Raw genomic sequence first — 16,438 nt, forward strand, 5'->3', positions numbered from 1 at the left:
GTGTCGCCATGGTCTGGGCCGCCCCTGCGGCGGCCGACACGATCAAGATCGGCGCGCCGCTGTCGGTCACGGGCCCCGCATCCTTCCTCGGCGATCCCGAGGCGAGGACGCTGCAGATGTATGTGGAGAAGCTCAACGCCGAGGGCGGGGTCAACGGCAAGCAGCTCGAGCTGATCGTCTATGACGACAGCGCGGATGCCAACAAGGCGCGCACCTTCGCCACCCGTCTGGTCGAGGACGACCAGGTCGTCGCCGTTGTCGGCGGCTCGACCACCGGCACGACGATGGCGATGATCCCGGTCTTCGAGGAAGCGGGCATCCCCTTCATCTCGCTGGCCGGCGCGGTCGTGATCATCGATCCGGTGAAGGAGTTCACCTTCAAGACCCCGCATACCGACCGCATGGCCTGCGAGAAGATTTTCGCCGACATGCAGACCCAGGGGATTGCCAGGATCGGCATGATCTCCGGCACCGGCGGCTTCGACAAGTCGATGCGCGAGCAGTGTCTTGAGGTGGTGGGCAATTACGGCATCGAGATCGTCGCGGACGAGACCTATGGTCCGAGCGATTCCGACATGACGCCGCAGCTCACCAACATCAAGAACGCCGCCGGCCTGCAGGCGGTCGTCAATCCCGGCTTCGGCCAGGGGCCGGCGATCGTCACGCGCAACTACAAGCAGCTCGGCATCGACGTGCCGCTCTACCAGAGCCACGGCGTTGCCTCGAAGTCCTTCATCGACCTTGCCGGCGATGCCGCCGAGGGCGTGCGCCTGCCGGCTTCGGCGCTTCTGGTTGCCGAAAAGCTGCCGGATGACGACCCGCAGAAGGCCGTCGTCGTCGAATACAAGACGACCTACGAGGAAAAGACCGGCCAGCCGGTGTCGACCTTCGGCGGCCATGCCTATGACGGGCTGATGATCCTGGTCGAGGCGATGCAGCGCGCCGGCTCCGAGGACCCCAAGGCGATCCGCGACGAGATCGAGAAGACCTCGGGCTTCATGGGCACCGCCGGTGTCGTCAACATGTCGCCGGACGACCATATGGGCCTCGACCTCACCGCCTTCCGGATGCTGGAAATCCGCGGCGGCGACTGGACGCTGGTCGAGTAACGCGCAAGCGACTCTCCCGCCGCGCGCCCGGCGAGCTCCGGCGCGCGCGGCGGCTGCCCACTGCACCCGACATTGTAGGCCCCCGGCCCGGCCGCCGCGACGGCGCGGGCAAGCTGACGGCGGACCCATGCCCGAGTTGCTGCAATTCTGTGTTTCCGGACTGACGGTCGGCGCGGTCTACGCGCTGGTCGCGCTCGGTTTCACCATCATCTACAACGCCTCCGACGTGGTGAATTTCGCGCAAGGCGAATTCGTCATGATCGGCGGCATGACGACGGTCTTCGCCACCGCCGCCGGCGTGCCGCTGCCGCTGGCCGCGCTCGGTGCCGTGCTCGTCGCTATGGTCGTCGGCCTGCTGCTGCACCGGCTGGCGATCGAGCCGGCGCGCGGCGCCTCGCCGGTGACCTTGATCATCATCACCATCGGCGCGTCGATTTTCCTGCGGGGCCTTGCCCAGGTGGTGTTCGACAAGCAGTTCCATTCGCTTCCCGCCTTTTCCGGCAACACGCCGATCCGCTTCGGCGGCGCCGCGATCCTGCCCCAGAGCTTCTGGGTGCTCGGCGGCGCGGCGGTGATCGTCGCCGTGCTGTGGGCCTTCTTCAACCGCACGCTGATCGGCAAGGCCGTGCTGGCGACGGCGGCGAATCGGCTCGCCGCCCGCCTCGTCGGCATCAACACCTCCTTCGTGATGGGCCTCTCCTTCGTCATGTCGGCGGCGATCGGCGCCGTCGCCGGCATCCTCGTCACCCCGATCACCCTGACCAGCTACGATGTCGGCATGCTGCTGGCGCTCAAGGGCTTTGCCGCGGCGATGCTCGGCGGCATGGGCAATCCGCTCGGCGCGGTGGTCGGCGGGCTCGCCGTCGGCCTGCTGGAAGCCCTCGGCGCGGGCTATATCTCCTCCACCTACAAGGACGCGATCGCCTTCATCGTCATCCTGATCGTGCTCTTCGCCTTGCCGGGCGGCCTGTTCGGCAAGGCCAGCGTGGAGCGCGTGTGACCATGGGCAGGCTCCTTTCCCACCGGCTCGCCGTGCCGCTCGTGATCGCGCTGCTGGTCGTCGCGCTCTCCTTCGCCATGCCCTCCAACTTCTATTACCGCGTCGCCGCGCTGGTCTGGATCTCGGCGCTCGCCGTCATCGGCCTCAACCTGCTGATGGGCTATGCCGGCCAGGTGAGCCTCGGTCATGCCGGTTTCTTCGGCATCGGCGCCTATGCGGTGGCCGTGCTGCCGGCGCAATTCGGCTTGCATCCGCTGGTCGCGGCGCTCCTCGGCGCTTTTGCCACCGCCGCCCTCGCCTTCCTGGTCGGCCGGCCGATCCTGCGGCTCAAGGGCCACTATCTCGCCGTCGCCACCCTCGGCTTCGGCATCCTCATCGCCATGACGATTTCCAACGAGGCCTGGCTGACCGGCGGACCGGACGGCATGCCGGTGGAGCGGCTGACGCTGTTCGGCTGGCGGGTGCGCGGCGCCGACACCTGGTACTGGATCACCGGCGGCCTCCTGGTCATCGGCGCCTGGATCGCCTGCAACCTCGTCGCCAGCCCGACCGGCCGGGCGCTCAGGGCCCTGCACGATTCCGAGGTCGCCGCGCGCGTTGCCGGCATCGATGTCGCCCGCGCCAAGCTCACCGTCTTCGTCATCTCGGCGGTCTATGCCTCGGTCGCCGGCTCGACGCTGGCGCTGCTCAACGGCTTCGTGACGCCGGACAAGGCCAACTTCCTGCATTCCATCGAACTGGTGACCATGGTCGTGCTCGGCGGCATGGGCTCGGTCCTCGGCTCGCTGGCCGGCGCTGCGATCCTCGTCGTGCTGCCGCAGGTGCTGACCGGCTTCCACGACTACGAGCACATGATCCTCGGCCTGATCATGATGGTGATCATGATCGTGCTGCGCGCCGGCATCGTGCCGAGCCTTGCGGCGCTCTTCAAGGGGAGGTGGAAGAAGTGACAGCGACGACGCCCCTCCTCGAGGTCAGCGAGATCGGCATCGCCTTCGGCGGCGTGCGCGCCGTCGACAATGTCAGCTTCTCGGCGCGCCCCGGCGAGGTGTTCTCGATCATCGGCCCGAACGGCGCCGGTAAGACCACGCTGTTCAACCTGGTCTCCGGCATCTATCGGCCGAAGTCCGGCAGCGTGCGGCTGGCCGGCGAGCCGGTCACCGCGCTGGAGCCGAACCGGCTGGCGGAGCGCGGGTTGTCGCGCACCTTCCAGAACCTGCAGGTGTTCTTCCGCATGACCGCGCGGGAGAATGTGATGGTCGGCCGGCATCTGCGCGAACAGCGCGGCCTTCTCGCCCATCTGTTCGCCCTGCCCTCGACCGGCCGCCAGAACCGGGAGAGCGCGGCGGTCGCCGATGCCCTGCTGGAGCGCGTCGGCCTTGCCGCGCTGGCGGACATGCCGGCCGCGAACCTTCCCTATGGCGCGTTGAAGCGCCTGGAGATCGCCCGGGCGCTCGCCGCCGAACCGAAGGTGCTGCTGCTCGACGAGCCGGCGGCCGGCTGCAACCCGGTCGAGACCGAGGAGATCGAGAAGCTGATCCGCAAGATCGCCGACGACGGCGTCGCCGTGGTGCTGGTCGAGCACGACATGAAGCTGGTCATGCGCATCTCCGACCGGATCCTGGTGCTCGACCAGGGCCGGATGCTGGCGGAGGGATCGGCGGCCGAGATCCGCTCCAATCCGAAGGTGATCGAGGCCTATCTTGGAACCCACGGCACGCGGGAGGCCAACCTTGCACTCGACTGAGCCGCTTCTGCGCGTCGAGGCGCTGCGCTCCGCCTATGGGCGGATCGAGGCGCTGCACGGCGTTTCCCTGAGCGTCGCCGCCGGCGAGATCGTCGCGCTGGTCGGCGGCAACGGCGCCGGCAAGACCACCCTCTTGCGCACCCTGTCCGGCGTGCAGCCGATGACCGGCGGCAGCCTCTCCTTCCAGGGGCGCGACATCTCCCGCGCCAGTCCGCATGCGCGGGTCGCGGCCGGCATCGCCCAGGTGCCGGAGGGCCGGCAGATCTTCGCCCCACTCGCCATCGAGGACAATCTCCGCCTCGGCGCCTATCTGCGCAAGGACGCGGAGATCGCCTCGGACCTGGAGCGGATCTACAGCCTCTTCCCGGTGCTGAAGGAGCGGCGGAGGAACCCGGCCGGCGGCCTGTCCGGCGGCCAGCAGCAGATGCTGGCGATCGGCCGCGCCCTGATGAGCCGGCCGACGCTGCTGCTGCTCGACGAGCCGTCGATGGGCCTGGCGCCGGTGCTGGTCGACCAGGTGTTCGAGATCATCCAGCGGCTGAACCGCGAGGACGGCGTCACCGTGTTCCTGGTGGAGCAGAACGCCTTTGCCGCGCTCTCCATCGCCACGCGCGGCTATGTCATCGAGACCGGCGAGATCGCCATCGAAGGCAAGGGCTCCGCGCTGCTGGCCGACGAGCGGGTGCGCGAGGCCTATCTCGGCGTCTGACCCTATAGCCCTTCAGAAGATGCCGTTGGCCCGCTGCAACGTCCGCACATAGGCGATGATCGCGGCGACGTCCTGCAGGCTCGCCTCGGGCACGGGCGGCATGTCGCCGAAGGTCCAGTGATGCTGGCGCACGCCCCGCGTTGCCGCCAGCACGAACGCGCCGTCGGCGTGGTGTCCGGTCTCGTAGATGACATGGACCAGCGGCGGCCCGATGCCCTCGCGGCCGGCGGCGTTCTCGCCGTGACAGCTCGCGCAGAAGGCGTCATAGGCGCGCGCGCCCTCAGTGGCAAGGCCCGCGAGTTCCGGCACGGTGACCTCCACCATGGCGGACGCCTCTCCCCGATCCGGCACATCCTGTGGCCGCAGGATCACGACCGTCGCAAGCGCCAGCCCGGCAGCGCCGATCAGGACGAGGCCCGTTCGCGGGGTCATCGATGCCCACCGCAGACAGCAGTGCCGCCGGCGAGATCCTCCAGGATCGGGCAGTCGGGCCGCGCATCGCCATGGCAGGAGTCGACCAGCCGGGTCAGCGTCGCCTTCATCGAGCGCAGTTCGGCGATCTTGCGGTCCACCTCGCCGATCTTTTCCATCGCCACGGCGCGGACATCGGCGCTGGCGCGGTGCTCGTCCTCGTAGAGCGACAGCAACATGCGGCACTCCTCGATGGTGAAGCCGAGACTGCGCGCGCGCTGCAGGAACTGCAGGCGGTGGATGTCGGTCTCCGAATAGTCGCGATAGCCGTTGCCGGCCCGCGCCGGGTGGATCAGGTCGATCTCTTCGTAATAGCGGATCGTCTTGGGCGGCAGGCTGGCAAGGGCCGCGGCCTCTCCGATGTTCATGACGCGCCTCCGATCGAGCGGGCGAGCGCGCAGCCGGCCCGCCAGTCAACGTTTGGACGTCATCATGCACCTTCCAGCAGGTGGAAGGTCAAGCGCGGGCGACTCCTCACGCCAGCAAGGGCGAGGCCGAAAGGAGGGCTTCCCGACACTTAGACGGAAGAGCCGGCATATCGCCGGAAACGGCTCGGCTTCCGACGCGATGCGTTCTCACATCCGGACAAAGGCTCTCCTATCCTGGAGCGACAACACCCAGAGGAGATTGCCTTCATGACTGTCTGGCCGGTGCTCATCGTCGGTGCGGGAAAGATTGGCCGCACCATCGCCGCCCTGCTCGCCGCAACGGGCGACTACCGTGTGACCATTGCCGACCGGGACGCCGCCGCGCTCGCTGCCGCCCGGCGGCCGGATGTCGCCACCGTCGAGGTCGACGTCGCCGACGAGGACGCGCTGGTAGAGGCGCTTGCCGGCCACCGCGCCGTGCTGTCGGCCGCCCCGTTCTTTCTGACCCAGACCATCGCCCGCGCCGCCAAGCGCGCCGGCGCGCATTATCTCGACCTCACCGAGGATGTCGCCTCGACCAAGACCGTCAAGGCGCTGGCCGAGGGCGCGCACACGGCCTTCGCGCCGCAATGCGGCCTGGCGCCGGGCTTCGTCTCCATCGCCGCGCATGACCTTGCCGGCCGCTTCGACGCGCTGGAGAACCTCACCTTGCGGGTCGGCGCCCTGCCGCGCTACCCGACCAATGCGCTGAAATACAATCTCACCTGGTCGACCGACGGCTTGATCAACGAATACTGCAACCCTTGCGAGGCGGTGCTGGACGGCGAACGGGCGCTGCTGCAGCCGCTGGAGGGCTACGAGACCTTCTCGCTCGACGGCGTCGACTACGAGGCGTTCAACACGTCGGGCGGCCTCGGCTCGCTGGCCGAGACGCTGGAAGGTCGCGTGCGCAACCTGCGCTACCTGACCGTGCGCTATCCCGGCCACCGCGACATCATGCGGCTGCTGCTCACCGATCTCGGCCTGAAGGACCGGCGCGACCTGATGCGCGACGTGCTGGAAACCGCCGTGCCGATCACCCGCCAGGACGTGGTGCTGGTGTTCATCACTGCCTCCGGCCGGCGCGGCGACCAGCGCGAGCAGATGTCGGCGGTCTACCGGGTCACCGCGCAGGAAGTGGCCGGCGAGATCTGGAGCGCCATCCAGATCACCACCGCCTCGGGCATCTGCGCGACGCTGGACATGCTGCGCGACGGCACGCTGCCGGGACGCGGCTTCGTCAAGCAGGAGGCGATCCCGCTCGCCGCTTTCCTCGCCAACCGCTTCGGCCGCGCCTATGGCCAGGACGGCGGTGCCTTGCGCCCGATCGCGACGCGGGAACGCCTCGCCGCCGCGTGAGCTGCCGCGCTTTTCTTGAAAAACTGTTTCTGGCGGTGCCTGGCACCGCCATTTTTTTAACTCATATCAATAGAATATCTGAAAACCGCCCCGGTTCCGGCGCGATTTGCCGGTAGTCAAGAGGTCATCGCGATCAAGCCATGGCGCGGAGCCAAAGCCGCGCCCGGAGAATGCCAAGTCCATGTTCGAAACGCTCACCCTGCTGATCCTGATCGCCGCCGGGCTCGTCGCCCTTTCGGTGTTCACGTCCTTGGTGAGCTTTCGGATCGGCGCGCCGTTGCTGCTGGTCTTCCTGCTGGTGGGCCTTGCCGCCGGCGAGGACGGGCCGGGCGGCATCGCCTTCTCCGACACACGGGCCGCCTATTTCATCGGCTCCATCGCCCTCACCTTCATCCTGTTCGACAGCGGGTTCCGCACCCGGCTGGCGACCTTCCGCCTGGCGGCGGCTCCCGCGGTGGCGCTGGCGACGATCGGCGTCGCCCTGACGGCCGGCGTCGTCGGCGCGGCGGCGCATTACCTGTTCGGATGGGCCTGGACGGACGGCCTGCTGCTCGGCGCCATCGTCGGCTCGACCGACGCGGCGGCGGTGTTCTTCCTGCTGCGGGTCGGCGGGGTGAACCTGCGCGAGATGATCTCCGCGACGCTGGAAGTCGAATCCGGCTCGAACGACCCGATGGCGATCTTCCTCACGGTGACCCTGATCGGCATGATCACCGCCGGCTCGATGGAAGCGGATGCGGCGGCCGGTGCCGAACTGATCCTGGAGTTCGTCCGCCAGATGGGCCTCGGCCTGCTGCTGGGCCTTTCCGGCGGCTATGCCATCGTGCAGATCGTCAACCGCCTCAAGCTGGAGGCCGCGCTCTACCCGATCCTGGTGCTGGCACTGGCGCTGGTCCTGATGGCGGTGACCACGCTGGCCGGCGGCAGCGGCTTCCTGGCGGTCTATGTCGCCGGCATCCTGTGCGGCAATGTCCGCATGCGTCAGCAGCCCTCGCTGAAGAAGTTCCAGGGCGGCACCACCTGGCTCAGCCAGATCGGCATGTTCGTCACGCTCGGCCTTTTGGCCTCGCCCTCGCAGTTCGGCGAGGTGGCGCTGGAGGGCTTCGGCCTTGCCGCCGTGCTGATCTTCCTTGCCCGGCCCTTCGCGGTCTGGCTGTGCCTGATGCCCTTCGGCTTTTCCCGCGGCGAGATCGCCTTCGTCTCCTGGGTGGGCCTGCGCGGCGCGGTGTCGATCCTGCTCGCCATCCTGCCGCTGATCGCCGGCCTGCCGAATGCGCAGGAGATCTTCAACGTCACCTTCCTGATCGTGCTGACCTCCTTGGTGCTGCAGGGCTGGACGATCCGCCCGATGGCGCGCTGGCTGAAGCTGACCGTGCCGCCGCGGATGGGGCCGGTCGACCGGATCGAGCTGGAATTGCCCGGCGGGCAGGACCACGAACTGGTCGGCTATACCGTGCATCCCGCCAGCCCGGTGGCGCGGGGCGAGCGCATCCCCCGCTGGGCAAGGCCGGTGCTGATCCTGCGCGAGGGGCGCAGCATCCGCCTGCAGAAGGCCGGCAAGCCGCAGCCCGGCGACCGGCTCTATATCCTCGCCAGTCCGCGCCAGGTGCCGGTGCTCGACACGCTGTTCGCCGCCGTGACGCAGGAGGAGAACGATCCGGCGCTGTTCGGCGACTTCGACCTCGATCCCGACACGCAACTGGCGGAACTGGGCGCGCTCTACGGCTTCCATGTGCACAAGGCGGACGCGGAGATGACCCTGCGCGCCTTCATGAAGCGCGAGCTTGGTGACGATGTCGAGCCGGCCGACCGCGTCGCCTATGGCGATATCGACCTCGTCGTGCGCGCCATCGACAGCGACCACGTCATCACTGCCGTCGGCCTTGCCGTCGAGCATATCGACCCGGTCGAGCCCACCCTGCCCTTCTTCTTCTCCCGCGAGGACTTTTCGAGGGTCGGCCGCCGGCTTGCCAACCGGGTCAAACGCCGCCGTGCCCGTGCCAAGGTGATGGCGCGGCGCCGACAAGCCTATGACAGGACGGAGGACGCGGCACAGACAGAGGCGGCCGCGGCCACCGCATCGACGGCGGCCGCCTCCCCCGACGCCGAGCCCTCCCGGATGTCCGAAGAGGCGCCCCGAGAGGCGGGCTCGAGTGCACCCGGGCCGGCGGGCCAGGCACAGGCCAAGGCCCCGCCTGTCAAGGGCAAGGCCACGACGGGCCAGACCACGACGGGCGAGACGACGACGGGCGAGAGCGACGACGACGCGGAGGACGAGCAGGCACAGGAGTGGCGTGCCGACGCAGCTCGAGACGCCCGCGAGGGGGACGAGGAGACGCCCTGCATTGCAGCGGCAAGCCACGGCTCCACCGGCTGACGGCGGCCCGCGCGGGCATGCCTATTCGCTCTTGCCGAAGCGCGCCCGCAGGCTCTCGCAAGGGTCGCCGCGCTGCTGGCGCGGCGTGAACCAGAGATAGTCGTAAGGCGGCGGAGCCTCCGCCGAGCCGCCGGCATAAAGGGCGGGCTCCGTCCTGTCCTCCACCACCTCGACGAAGCCGACCGCAACGCTCGCTGCATCCGGCTCCCGCCACTCCAGATAGCGCGGGACGCCGAGGTCCTTGCGGACATGGCCGGAGCCGGCGATCAGCACCGCCACCTCCCCAGCCCCCGAGATCCCTCCCGAAATCATCGCGTCGGCCAGCGTCGCATCGCGCAGCCGCTGCACGGCGACGAGCGGGGTCAGCGCCTCGCGCGGCATCAGCGCGCAATGCCCGTCGAACAGGGTGTCGAGCAGCACCGCATCGGCCGCCTCGCCCAGCGGCTCGGCAAGGCGCAGCGCGGCGATCCGCTCCGCGCCCAGCACCTCCGCCCCTTCGGCGGCGACCTTGCGGCGTTCCTCGCGCGGCGTGTCGCCGGCAACAATCGGCAGATCCCGCTCGACGGCGACCTCGATCACCGGCCGGTAGATCGCATAATCCGGCCAGCCCGACTGAGCCCAGCCGAGCGCCGCGCCGAAGCCCTCCGCCGTCGCCTGCCCGCCGCCGAGATAGGCATCGACATCGCCCTGGCGGTCACGGGCCAGCATCTCCAGCACCACGGCGGGCCTGCGCCCTGCCTCGCTCGCCGCAGCCAGCAGATGCGCCTGCAGCGCGTGATGATCGGGATTGTCGTGAATTTCGCCCAGCAGCACGAAGCGGGCGCCGGCCACCGCCGTTTCCACCTCGGCCGGCTCGACGAAGGCGGCCCTGGCGACCGACCAGATGCGCCCGGCAAGCGGGTGGTCCGCGCCGTCAGTGAGGCTGAAGGCGGGAGGCTCCCCCGCCTGCGCCACGGCGGCGGACGGGAGCAGCAGCAGGGCGGCGGCAAGCCGCAGGAAAGCAAGGCGCATGTCCGCCAGCCTCTATCGTCGACAGGGGGTCACCCGGTCACATGGGACGGCGGCCGGGAATGGAAAGGGCTCGGCCGCCGGCACGAGAGGGTGCGTATCACAGGGGATTGAGGTTCTCGACGGCGAGCGCGATGCCCTGGCCGCCGCCGATGCACATGGTGACGAGGCCGTAGCGGCCGCCGGTGCGCTCCAGTTCGTAGAGCGCCTTGACGGTGATGAGGCACCCCGTGGCGCCGACCGGATGGCCGAGCGCGATCGCCCCGCCATTCGGATTGACCCGGTCGGAGGGGAAGCCGAGCTCGCGCATCACCGCGCAGGCCTGGGCCGCGAAGGCCTCGTTGGATTCGATCACGTCGAAGTCGGCCGCCGTCAGGCCGGTCTTCTCGAACAGCTTCTGCACGGCCGGGATCGGCCCGATGCCCATCACGTCCGGCGCGACGCCGGCATGGGCATAGCCGACCAGCCGCGCCATCGGCTTCAGCCCGCGCGCCTCGGCAAGGCCGCGCTCGGCGAGCACCACGGCCGCCGCGCCGTCATTGATGCCCGAGGAATTGCCGGCGGTCACCGAGCCGTCCTTGCGGAACACCGGGCGCAGGCCGCTCAGCGTCGCGTGCGAGGTGTCGGCGCGCACATGCTCGTCGGTGTCGAAGGTCACCGTGTTGCGGCCGGCCTGGATCTCGAGCGGCAGGATCTGCTCCTTGAAGCGCCCGTCGCGGATGGCAAGCGCCGCCCGGTGCTGGCTCTCCACGGCGAGCGAGTCCTGCGCCTCGCGGCTGATATTGTGGCGGGCGGCGACGTTCTCCGCCGTGATGCCCATATGGCCGCCGCCGAAGGGATCGTTGAGGGCGCCGAGCATCATGTCGTACATCACGGCCTCGCCCATCTTGACGCCGAAGCGGGCGCCGGGGCTGGAATACGGGGCACGGCTCATGGATTCGGCACCGCCCGCCAGCGCATAGTCGGCATCGCCGAGCAGGATCGACTGCGCCGCCGAGACGATGGCCTGCGCGCCCGAGCCGCAGAGCCGGTTCAGCGTCAGCGCCGGGGTCTCGACCGGGATGCCGGCATCCACTGCCGCAACGCGCGCCAGATACATGTCGCGCGGCTCGGTGTTGATGACATGGCCGAAGACGACATGGCCGATCTCCTGCGGCGCGATGCCGGAGCGGCGCAGCGCTTCCGCCGCGACCTTGGCCCCGAGCTCCGTCGGCGGCATGGATTTCAACGCTCCGCCGAACGACCCGATCGCCGTGCGCACGCCCGACAGAAACACAACTTCACGCTTCGACATTCAACCGACTCCCGAGCCCCCGACCGGCGCAGCCTAGCTGCGATGTCCATCTTGCGTAAAGGGAAACGTCAAATATCGTCATTTTTTACAGTATCCCGAACCTGACCGGCGGAGCCGATATTGACCTTCCCCCAGGCCGAGCTGCAGGCTCCATCCCCGGGCGGACTGAAAACCGCTATTTAAATCAGCGATCTGATCTTGAAGGGGGCATGAACTTCGCTACAGTCTCGACAGCACCCTCGGCAGGTCCTCGCACCCGAAAGAGCTCTAGCCTTCCCGTCTCCGGCATCTTCATCGCAATGGCGAGCTTGATCGCCCCGCCGGTTGCGGCAGGGCGACTGCGGGGACGACGGGGGAAAGGCACCGGGATCGCGACAGGACCGAGGCTGAAGCATGGACGGGAACAGGGCAGCATGACGGACAGTCTGAAGCAGGTGTTCAGCCCGCGCGATCCGGCGCTGTTCCCGATCACGGTCGGCGAGGTGCGGGTCGCCCCGGGCGCACAGGTGGCGCCCGATACCGTGCTGATGACGCTGCGCACCTCGGACGGCAAGACGCTGGCCATGCGCTCGCCGGTGCCCGGCCGCGTGGTGCTGATCGCCGCCGGGCCGGGCGATGTGCTCGCCAGCCCGCGGCCGCTCGTCTCCATTGCCGAAACCCTGCCGGCGGCCGACGCCCCGTCCGCAGCGCCAGCCGGCGACAGCCCCGCAGAGGCCGAAGCCGCGGCGCCGCCGGCAAGGCCCCTCGCCGAAGACGCGCCCTCCGCCACCGGCCCACAAGCGCCGCCCTCGGGGTCAACCTCCACCAATGCCGGAAGGATCGCCATGATCGCAGCCGCCGCCCTCGTCGTTGCCGTCGCCGTCTTCGCCGTTCTGCCCGGTGCCGAGGAGCCGCCGCGGACCGCCGCACCGCCGACGTTATCGGCGTCTCCCGCATCGCCCCCCGCATCGTCTGCGGTGCCGCAACCGGCGGAAACCCTGCCCCGGGCAGCCGATGCCCCGCCGGTGCAGACAGGTCCGCTGTCGCGGGACGTGATGCTGGCGAGAAGCCTCGACGGCCGGGCGACGGGGCGCGCCGCCACCGGACGGATCCCGGGACAGGGCCTGCTGGCGGTCCAGCGGCATGGCAGCTTCGTCCAATGCCCCGCGATCCTCGTTTCCGACCGCCACGCGATCACCACGCGGCTGTGCCTCGATGTCCGCTCCACCAGCGACGTCACCGAAGGGGACAGCGCGATCACCTTCCGTTCGGCGCGTCCCTACGCGGAAGGCAGCATCGACAGCCGATCCTACTTCCATTTCTGGCAGACCGGCGTGACGGCCGTGCATGTCTGGCACGGCGAGGTGGAGGGCGGTTCGCCGGTCTCGCTCGCGCTGGTGGAACTGGCCGAAGCCGCGCCCAAGGCGCTCGGCCGGTCGGGACACTGGTCGATGACCTCGGCGAGCGCGCCGCCGCTTCTGGACCTGCGCTCCTATTCGGCGACACAGCCGCTGCCCGGCAATGCCGAGACGGTCGCCTGCCGCTACTGGCTGCACGAGCGGGCGACGCCGGAGGTCTCCCAGAACGGCATGCCGCTGACCGTCGACCCGAACTGTCCGGATGCACGGCCGCTGGTGGACGGTCCCTTCATGGCCCGCCATGCGGACGGCACGTCCTATTTCGCCGGCTTCTATTCGCGCGAGGGACGCTACAAGACGGAGAGCATCGTGGCGCTCGCCCTGTCGCGCGGCGACGAGGCGGTGATCGCCTCGGCGCGGAACGGCACGCTGCTGCCCGGCTCGGTCCGCCTGTTTCCGGCACAGGCGCAGCCGCCCCGGCCATCGCATCAGGTGCTGGTCTCGAATCCCTGCGACACGCCCACCCGTTTCGTCGCCATCTCAGCGGGCAAGAAGCGCAACACGGAAACGCGCGTGATCTATGAGGTCGATGCGAACACGGCCTCGAGTCTCGTGCTCAACCTGAAGCCGGACGACGACACCCTGTTCTTGAGCGAGACGACGATGCGTCCGGCACAAGGCCTCGTGCGCCACGATTTCGAGGGCGAGGTCTATTACGGGCTCGACTTCGACATCGCATCCCCGCTGCAGATGCTGCTGGTGACGGAGTGCAGGGCCGGCTGAGCCGCCCTTTCGGACGCACGAAAAACCCGCCCCGGTCAGGCCGGAGCGGGTTTTTCATTCTTGAAGAGGAGCAGCGCCCGACCGGGTTGCGGTCCTGGCGCAGGCTGACGCCTGCTTACCCTCGACCGCGTTCGCCCGACCGGGGTTGGCGGTCTCGACGCAGGCTGGCGCCTGCTTACACTCGACCGCGTTCGCCCCTGCCATCGCCCCACTGGGGCGATGGCTCGGGCTGCGCCCGACCGGGGCTCACTTCATCGTCGGAATGACGAACTCGGCGCCGTCCTTCAGGCCCGACGGCCAGCGCGAGGTCACCGTCTTGGTCCGCGTGTAGAAGCGGAACGCATCCGGGCCGTGCTGGTTGAGATCGCCGAAGCCGGACTTCTTCCAGCCGCCGAACGTGTGGTAGGCGAGCGGCACCGGGATCGGCACGTTGATGCCGACCATGCCGATGTTGATGCGGCTGGCGAAGTCGCGGGCCGTGTCGCCGTCGCGGGTGAAGATCGCCGTGCCGTTGCCGTATTCGTGGCTCATCGGCAGTTCGAGCGCCTCGTCATAGTCCTTGGCGCGCACGACGGAGAGCACCGGGCCGAAGATCTCTTCCTTGTAGATCGCCATGTCCCTGGTGACGTGATCGAACAGGCAGCCGCCCATGAAGAAGCCGTTCTCGTAGCCCTGCATGGTGAAGTTGCGGCCGTCGACGGCGAGCGTCGCGCCTTCCTTCACGCCCTGGTCGACCAGACCCTTGACGCGGGCCAGCGCCTGGGCGGTGACGAGCGGGCCGAAATCGACGTCGTTGCCGGCGGTGTAAGGCCCGATCTTCAGCGCCTCGACGCGCGGGATCAGGCGCTGCATCAGCGCGTTGGCGGCTTCCTCGCCGACCGGGACGGCCACCGAGATCGCCATGCAGCGCTCGCCGGCAGCACCATAGCCGGCGCCGATCAGAGCGTCGGCCGCCTGGTCCATGTCGGCATCCGGCATGATGATCATGTGGTTCTTGGCGCCGCCGAAGCACTGCGCGCGCTTGCCGTTGGCGGTGGCACGCGAATAGACATAGGCGGCGATGGAGGTGGAGCCGACGAAGCCGACCGCCATGATGTCCGGATCGTCGAGCACGCCGTCGACCGCTTCCTTGTCGCCGTTGACGACGTTGAGGATGCCGGCCGGCAGGCCCGCCTCGATCATCAGTTCGGCCAGCATGATCGGCACGGACGGATCGCGCTCCGACGGCTTCAGGATGAAGGCGTTGCCGGCGGCGATCGCCGGGCAGAACTTCCACATCGGGATCATCGCCGGGAAGTTGAACGGCGTGATGCCGGCGACGACGCCGAGCGGCTGGCGCATGGAATACATGTCGATGCCCGGGCCGGCGCCTTCCGTGAACTCGCCCTTCAGCAGGTGCGGGGCGCCGATGCAGAACTCGGCGACCTCGAGACCGCGGATGACGTCGCCCTTGGCGTCCGGAATGGTCTTGCCGTGCTCGCGCGACAGCGCCTCGGCGAGCTTGTCCATGTCGCGGTGCAGCAGGTCGACGAACTTCATCAGCACGCGGGCGCGCTTCTGCGGGTTCTGGGCGGCCCAGGCCGGCTGGGCGGCGGCGGCATTCTCGACCGCGGCGCGCAGTTCGGCCTGCGAGGCGAGCGCCACCTTGGCCTGAACCTCGCCGGTGGCCGGATTGTAGACGTCGGCGAAGCGGCCCGAGGTGCCCTCGACATGCTTGCCGCCGATGAAATGTCCGATTGTCTTCATGGGTCGTTTCTCCCTTTTGACGCAGCCCGCACAGTGGAGCGCGCACCTTTTCGCGGCCAGATGCCACGTTCGAGGCTGCCCCTGTCATGCCTTCGTTTTTTGTTGCGCACAATAGGCGGAAAGCCGCATCCGTTGTGCGAATTTTATAGTCATGCTAGCGCTGATCCGGGCTTTGCCCCCCGCAGCCTGCCGGAGAGCGCGCATGAACTGGGACGATACACGCATTTTCCTCGCCGTGGCGCGCAGCGGCCAGTTGCTCGCCGCCGCAAGGGCGCTCGGCGTCAATCATGCGACCGTCGCCCGCCGCCTCGGCGCGCTGGAGGAGGATCTCGGCGTCAAGCTGGTCGACCGGCGCACCACCGGTTCGGCGCTGACGACGGCGGGCGAGCGGTTCCTCGCCACCGCCGAGCGGATCGAGGCGGAGATGCTGGAGGCCCGCGCCGAGATCGGCGATGCGGATGTCGCCGTCTCCGGCACGGTGCGGATCGGCGCGCCGGACGGCTTCGGTGTCGCCTTCCTCGCCCCCCGCCTCGGCACCCTGACCGAGCGCCATCCTTCGCTGACGCTGCAGCTCGTTCCCGTTCCCCGCGCGGTCTCGCTGTCGCGGCGCGAGGCGGACATCGCCATCACCGTCGAGCGGCCGGACCATGGCCGGCTGGTGGCCCGCAAGCTGGTCGACTACACGCTCGGGCTTTATGCCTCGCGCGACTATCTCGCCCGCGCCGGCACGCCGCAGACCGCCGCGGAGCTCAAGTCGCATGCGCTGGTCGGCTATGTGGAGGATCTCGTCTATTCCGGCGCCCTCGCCTATGCCGAGGAGATCGACCGCGCCTTCCAGCCGCGTTTCGAGATCGCCTCCGCGCTCGGCCAGACCGAGGCGGTGCGCTCTGGTGCCGGCATCGGCATCCTGCATGCCTTCATCGCCCGCACCGATCCCGAGCTGGTGCGGGTGCTGCCCGAGCGCACCATTGCCCGCAGCTACTGGCTGGTGCTGCATGAAAGCGTGCGGGACCTCGGCCGGGTGCGGGTGGTCGCCGATTTCATCTCCGAAGCGGTGGCGAGCGAGCGCGGCATCTTCTCCTGAGCCCGCC

General features: G+C 69.0%; 14 protein-coding genes. 9 read left to right on the plus strand and 5 right to left on the minus strand.

The window, feature by feature from the left end; translation table 11 throughout:
• Nucleotides 1-8 precede the first annotated feature (8 nt).
• The 5 genes from TSB10P1A_RS20205 to TSB10P1A_RS20225 all read left to right on the plus strand — a co-directional run bounded on the left by TSB10P1A_RS20205 (nucleotide 9) and on the right by TSB10P1A_RS20225 (nucleotide 4,565).
• Nucleotides 9-1,109: an ABC transporter substrate-binding protein gene (locus TSB10P1A_RS20205; protein ID WP_244293204.1), complete on the plus strand. Its 1,101-nt coding sequence runs from the start codon at nucleotides 9-11 to the stop codon at nucleotides 1,107-1,109.
• A 127-nt stretch (nucleotides 1,110-1,236) separates the two neighbouring features.
• Entirely contained in the window at nucleotides 1,237-2,109 is an 873-nt protein-coding gene (locus TSB10P1A_RS20210) for a branched-chain amino acid ABC transporter permease (RefSeq protein ID WP_186389746.1), read from the plus strand.
• A 2-nt stretch (nucleotides 2,110-2,111) separates the two neighbouring features.
• A complete protein-coding gene (locus TSB10P1A_RS20215; protein ID WP_186389747.1) occupies nucleotides 2,112-3,059 on the plus strand; it encodes a branched-chain amino acid ABC transporter permease in 948 nt (315 codons plus the stop codon).
• Nucleotides 3,056-3,856 (plus strand): ABC transporter ATP-binding protein, encoded by an 801-nt coding sequence (locus TSB10P1A_RS20220; protein ID WP_186389748.1) that lies wholly within the window; start codon nucleotides 3,056-3,058, stop codon nucleotides 3,854-3,856. The genes TSB10P1A_RS20215 and TSB10P1A_RS20220 overlap by 4 nt, the downstream gene beginning before the upstream one ends.
• Nucleotides 3,843-4,565, plus strand: a complete 723-nt coding sequence (locus TSB10P1A_RS20225) for an ABC transporter ATP-binding protein (RefSeq protein ID WP_186389749.1) — start codon at nucleotides 3,843-3,845, stop codon at nucleotides 4,563-4,565. The genes TSB10P1A_RS20220 and TSB10P1A_RS20225 overlap by 14 nt, the downstream gene beginning before the upstream one ends.
• 12 nt (nucleotides 4,566-4,577) lie before the next feature.
• Here the strand turns inward: TSB10P1A_RS20225 and TSB10P1A_RS20230 are convergent, their stop codons facing one another.
• Both TSB10P1A_RS20230 and cueR read right to left on the minus strand, forming a co-directional pair.
• Entirely contained in the window at nucleotides 4,578-4,997 is a 420-nt protein-coding gene (locus TSB10P1A_RS20230; RefSeq protein WP_186389750.1) for a cytochrome c, read from the minus strand.
• Nucleotides 4,994-5,404, minus strand: a complete 411-nt coding sequence (cueR, locus tag TSB10P1A_RS20235) for a Cu(I)-responsive transcriptional regulator (protein ID WP_186389751.1) — start codon at nucleotides 5,402-5,404, stop codon at nucleotides 4,994-4,996. The genes TSB10P1A_RS20230 and cueR overlap by 4 nt, the downstream gene beginning before the upstream one ends.
• Before the next feature lie 267 nt (nucleotides 5,405-5,671).
• Between cueR and TSB10P1A_RS20240 the strand changes: the two genes are divergently transcribed.
• Entirely contained in the window at nucleotides 5,672-6,802 is a 1,131-nt protein-coding gene (locus tag TSB10P1A_RS20240; RefSeq protein ID WP_186389752.1) for a saccharopine dehydrogenase NADP-binding domain-containing protein, read from the plus strand.
• A gap of 181 nt (nucleotides 6,803-6,983) precedes the next feature.
• The gene (locus tag TSB10P1A_RS20245; protein WP_186389753.1) at nucleotides 6,984-9,179 is read left to right on the plus strand and encodes a potassium/proton antiporter; all 2,196 of its coding nucleotides are present in this window, start codon (nucleotides 6,984-6,986) and stop codon (nucleotides 9,177-9,179) included.
• 21 nt (nucleotides 9,180-9,200) lie between these two features.
• Here TSB10P1A_RS20245 and TSB10P1A_RS20250 read toward each other — a convergent pair whose 3' ends face one another.
• Together TSB10P1A_RS20250 and TSB10P1A_RS20255 are read right to left on the minus strand one after the other, a co-directional pair.
• A complete protein-coding gene (locus TSB10P1A_RS20250; RefSeq protein ID WP_186389754.1) occupies nucleotides 9,201-10,190 on the minus strand; it encodes a ChaN family lipoprotein in 990 nt (329 codons plus the stop codon).
• Nucleotides 10,191-10,287: 97 nt separating this feature from the next.
• Nucleotides 10,288-11,481 (minus strand): acetyl-CoA C-acyltransferase family protein, encoded by a 1,194-nt coding sequence (locus TSB10P1A_RS20255; RefSeq protein ID WP_186389755.1) that lies wholly within the window; start codon nucleotides 11,479-11,481, stop codon nucleotides 10,288-10,290.
• A gap of 413 nt (nucleotides 11,482-11,894) precedes the next feature.
• On the opposite strand from TSB10P1A_RS20255, the gene TSB10P1A_RS20260 reads away from it, so the two are divergent.
• The gene (locus tag TSB10P1A_RS20260; protein WP_186389756.1) at nucleotides 11,895-13,601 is read left to right on the plus strand and encodes a hypothetical protein; all 1,707 of its coding nucleotides are present in this window, start codon (nucleotides 11,895-11,897) and stop codon (nucleotides 13,599-13,601) included.
• A 246-nt stretch (nucleotides 13,602-13,847) separates the two neighbouring features.
• Here the strand turns inward: TSB10P1A_RS20260 and TSB10P1A_RS20265 are convergent, their stop codons facing one another.
• On the minus strand, nucleotides 13,848-15,347 hold the full coding sequence (locus tag TSB10P1A_RS20265) for a CoA-acylating methylmalonate-semialdehyde dehydrogenase (protein ID WP_186389757.1): 1,500 nt from the start codon (nucleotides 15,345-15,347) through the stop codon (nucleotides 13,848-13,850).
• Nucleotides 15,348-15,549: 202 nt separating this feature from the next.
• On the opposite strand from TSB10P1A_RS20265, the gene TSB10P1A_RS20270 reads away from it, so the two are divergent.
• On the plus strand, nucleotides 15,550-16,431 hold the full coding sequence (locus TSB10P1A_RS20270; RefSeq protein WP_186389758.1) for a LysR family transcriptional regulator: 882 nt from the start codon (nucleotides 15,550-15,552) through the stop codon (nucleotides 16,429-16,431).
• The last annotated feature ends 7 nt before the right edge of the window (nucleotides 16,432-16,438 follow it).

The sequence above is a fragment of the Stappia sp. TSB10P1A genome (assembly GCF_900185725.1).
GTDB lineage: Bacteria > Pseudomonadota > Alphaproteobacteria > Rhizobiales > Stappiaceae > Stappia.

Bases quoted from the DNA above. Each gene is read 5' to 3' on its own strand.
- TSB10P1A_RS20205 (WP_244293204.1), top strand. From the start codon at position 9: ATGGTCTGGGCCGCCCCTGCGGCGGCCGACACGATCAAGATCGGCGCG.
- TSB10P1A_RS20210 (WP_186389746.1), top strand. From the start codon at position 1,237: ATGCCCGAGTTGCTGCAATTCTGTGTTTCCGGACTGACGGTCGGCGCG.
- TSB10P1A_RS20215 (WP_186389747.1), top strand. From the start codon at position 2,112: ATGGGCAGGCTCCTTTCCCACCGGCTCGCCGTGCCGCTCGTGATCGCG.
- TSB10P1A_RS20230 (WP_186389750.1), bottom strand. From the start codon at position 4,997: ATGACCCCGCGAACGGGCCTCGTCCTGATCGGCGCTGCCGGGCTGGCG.
- cueR (WP_186389751.1), bottom strand. From the start codon at position 5,404: ATGAACATCGGAGAGGCCGCGGCCCTTGCCAGCCTGCCGCCCAAGACG.
- TSB10P1A_RS20240 (WP_186389752.1), top strand. From the start codon at position 5,672: ATGACTGTCTGGCCGGTGCTCATCGTCGGTGCGGGAAAGATTGGCCGC.
- TSB10P1A_RS20245 (WP_186389753.1), top strand. From the start codon at position 6,984: ATGTTCGAAACGCTCACCCTGCTGATCCTGATCGCCGCCGGGCTCGTC.
- TSB10P1A_RS20250 (WP_186389754.1), bottom strand. From the start codon at position 10,190: ATGCGCCTTGCTTTCCTGCGGCTTGCCGCCGCCCTGCTGCTGCTCCCG.
- TSB10P1A_RS20255 (WP_186389755.1), bottom strand. From the start codon at position 11,481: ATGTCGAAGCGTGAAGTTGTGTTTCTGTCGGGCGTGCGCACGGCGATC.
- TSB10P1A_RS20260 (WP_186389756.1), top strand. From the start codon at position 11,895: ATGACGGACAGTCTGAAGCAGGTGTTCAGCCCGCGCGATCCGGCGCTG.
- TSB10P1A_RS20265 (WP_186389757.1), bottom strand. From the start codon at position 15,347: ATGAAGACAATCGGACATTTCATCGGCGGCAAGCATGTCGAGGGCACC.
- TSB10P1A_RS20270 (WP_186389758.1), top strand. From the start codon at position 15,550: ATGAACTGGGACGATACACGCATTTTCCTCGCCGTGGCGCGCAGCGGC.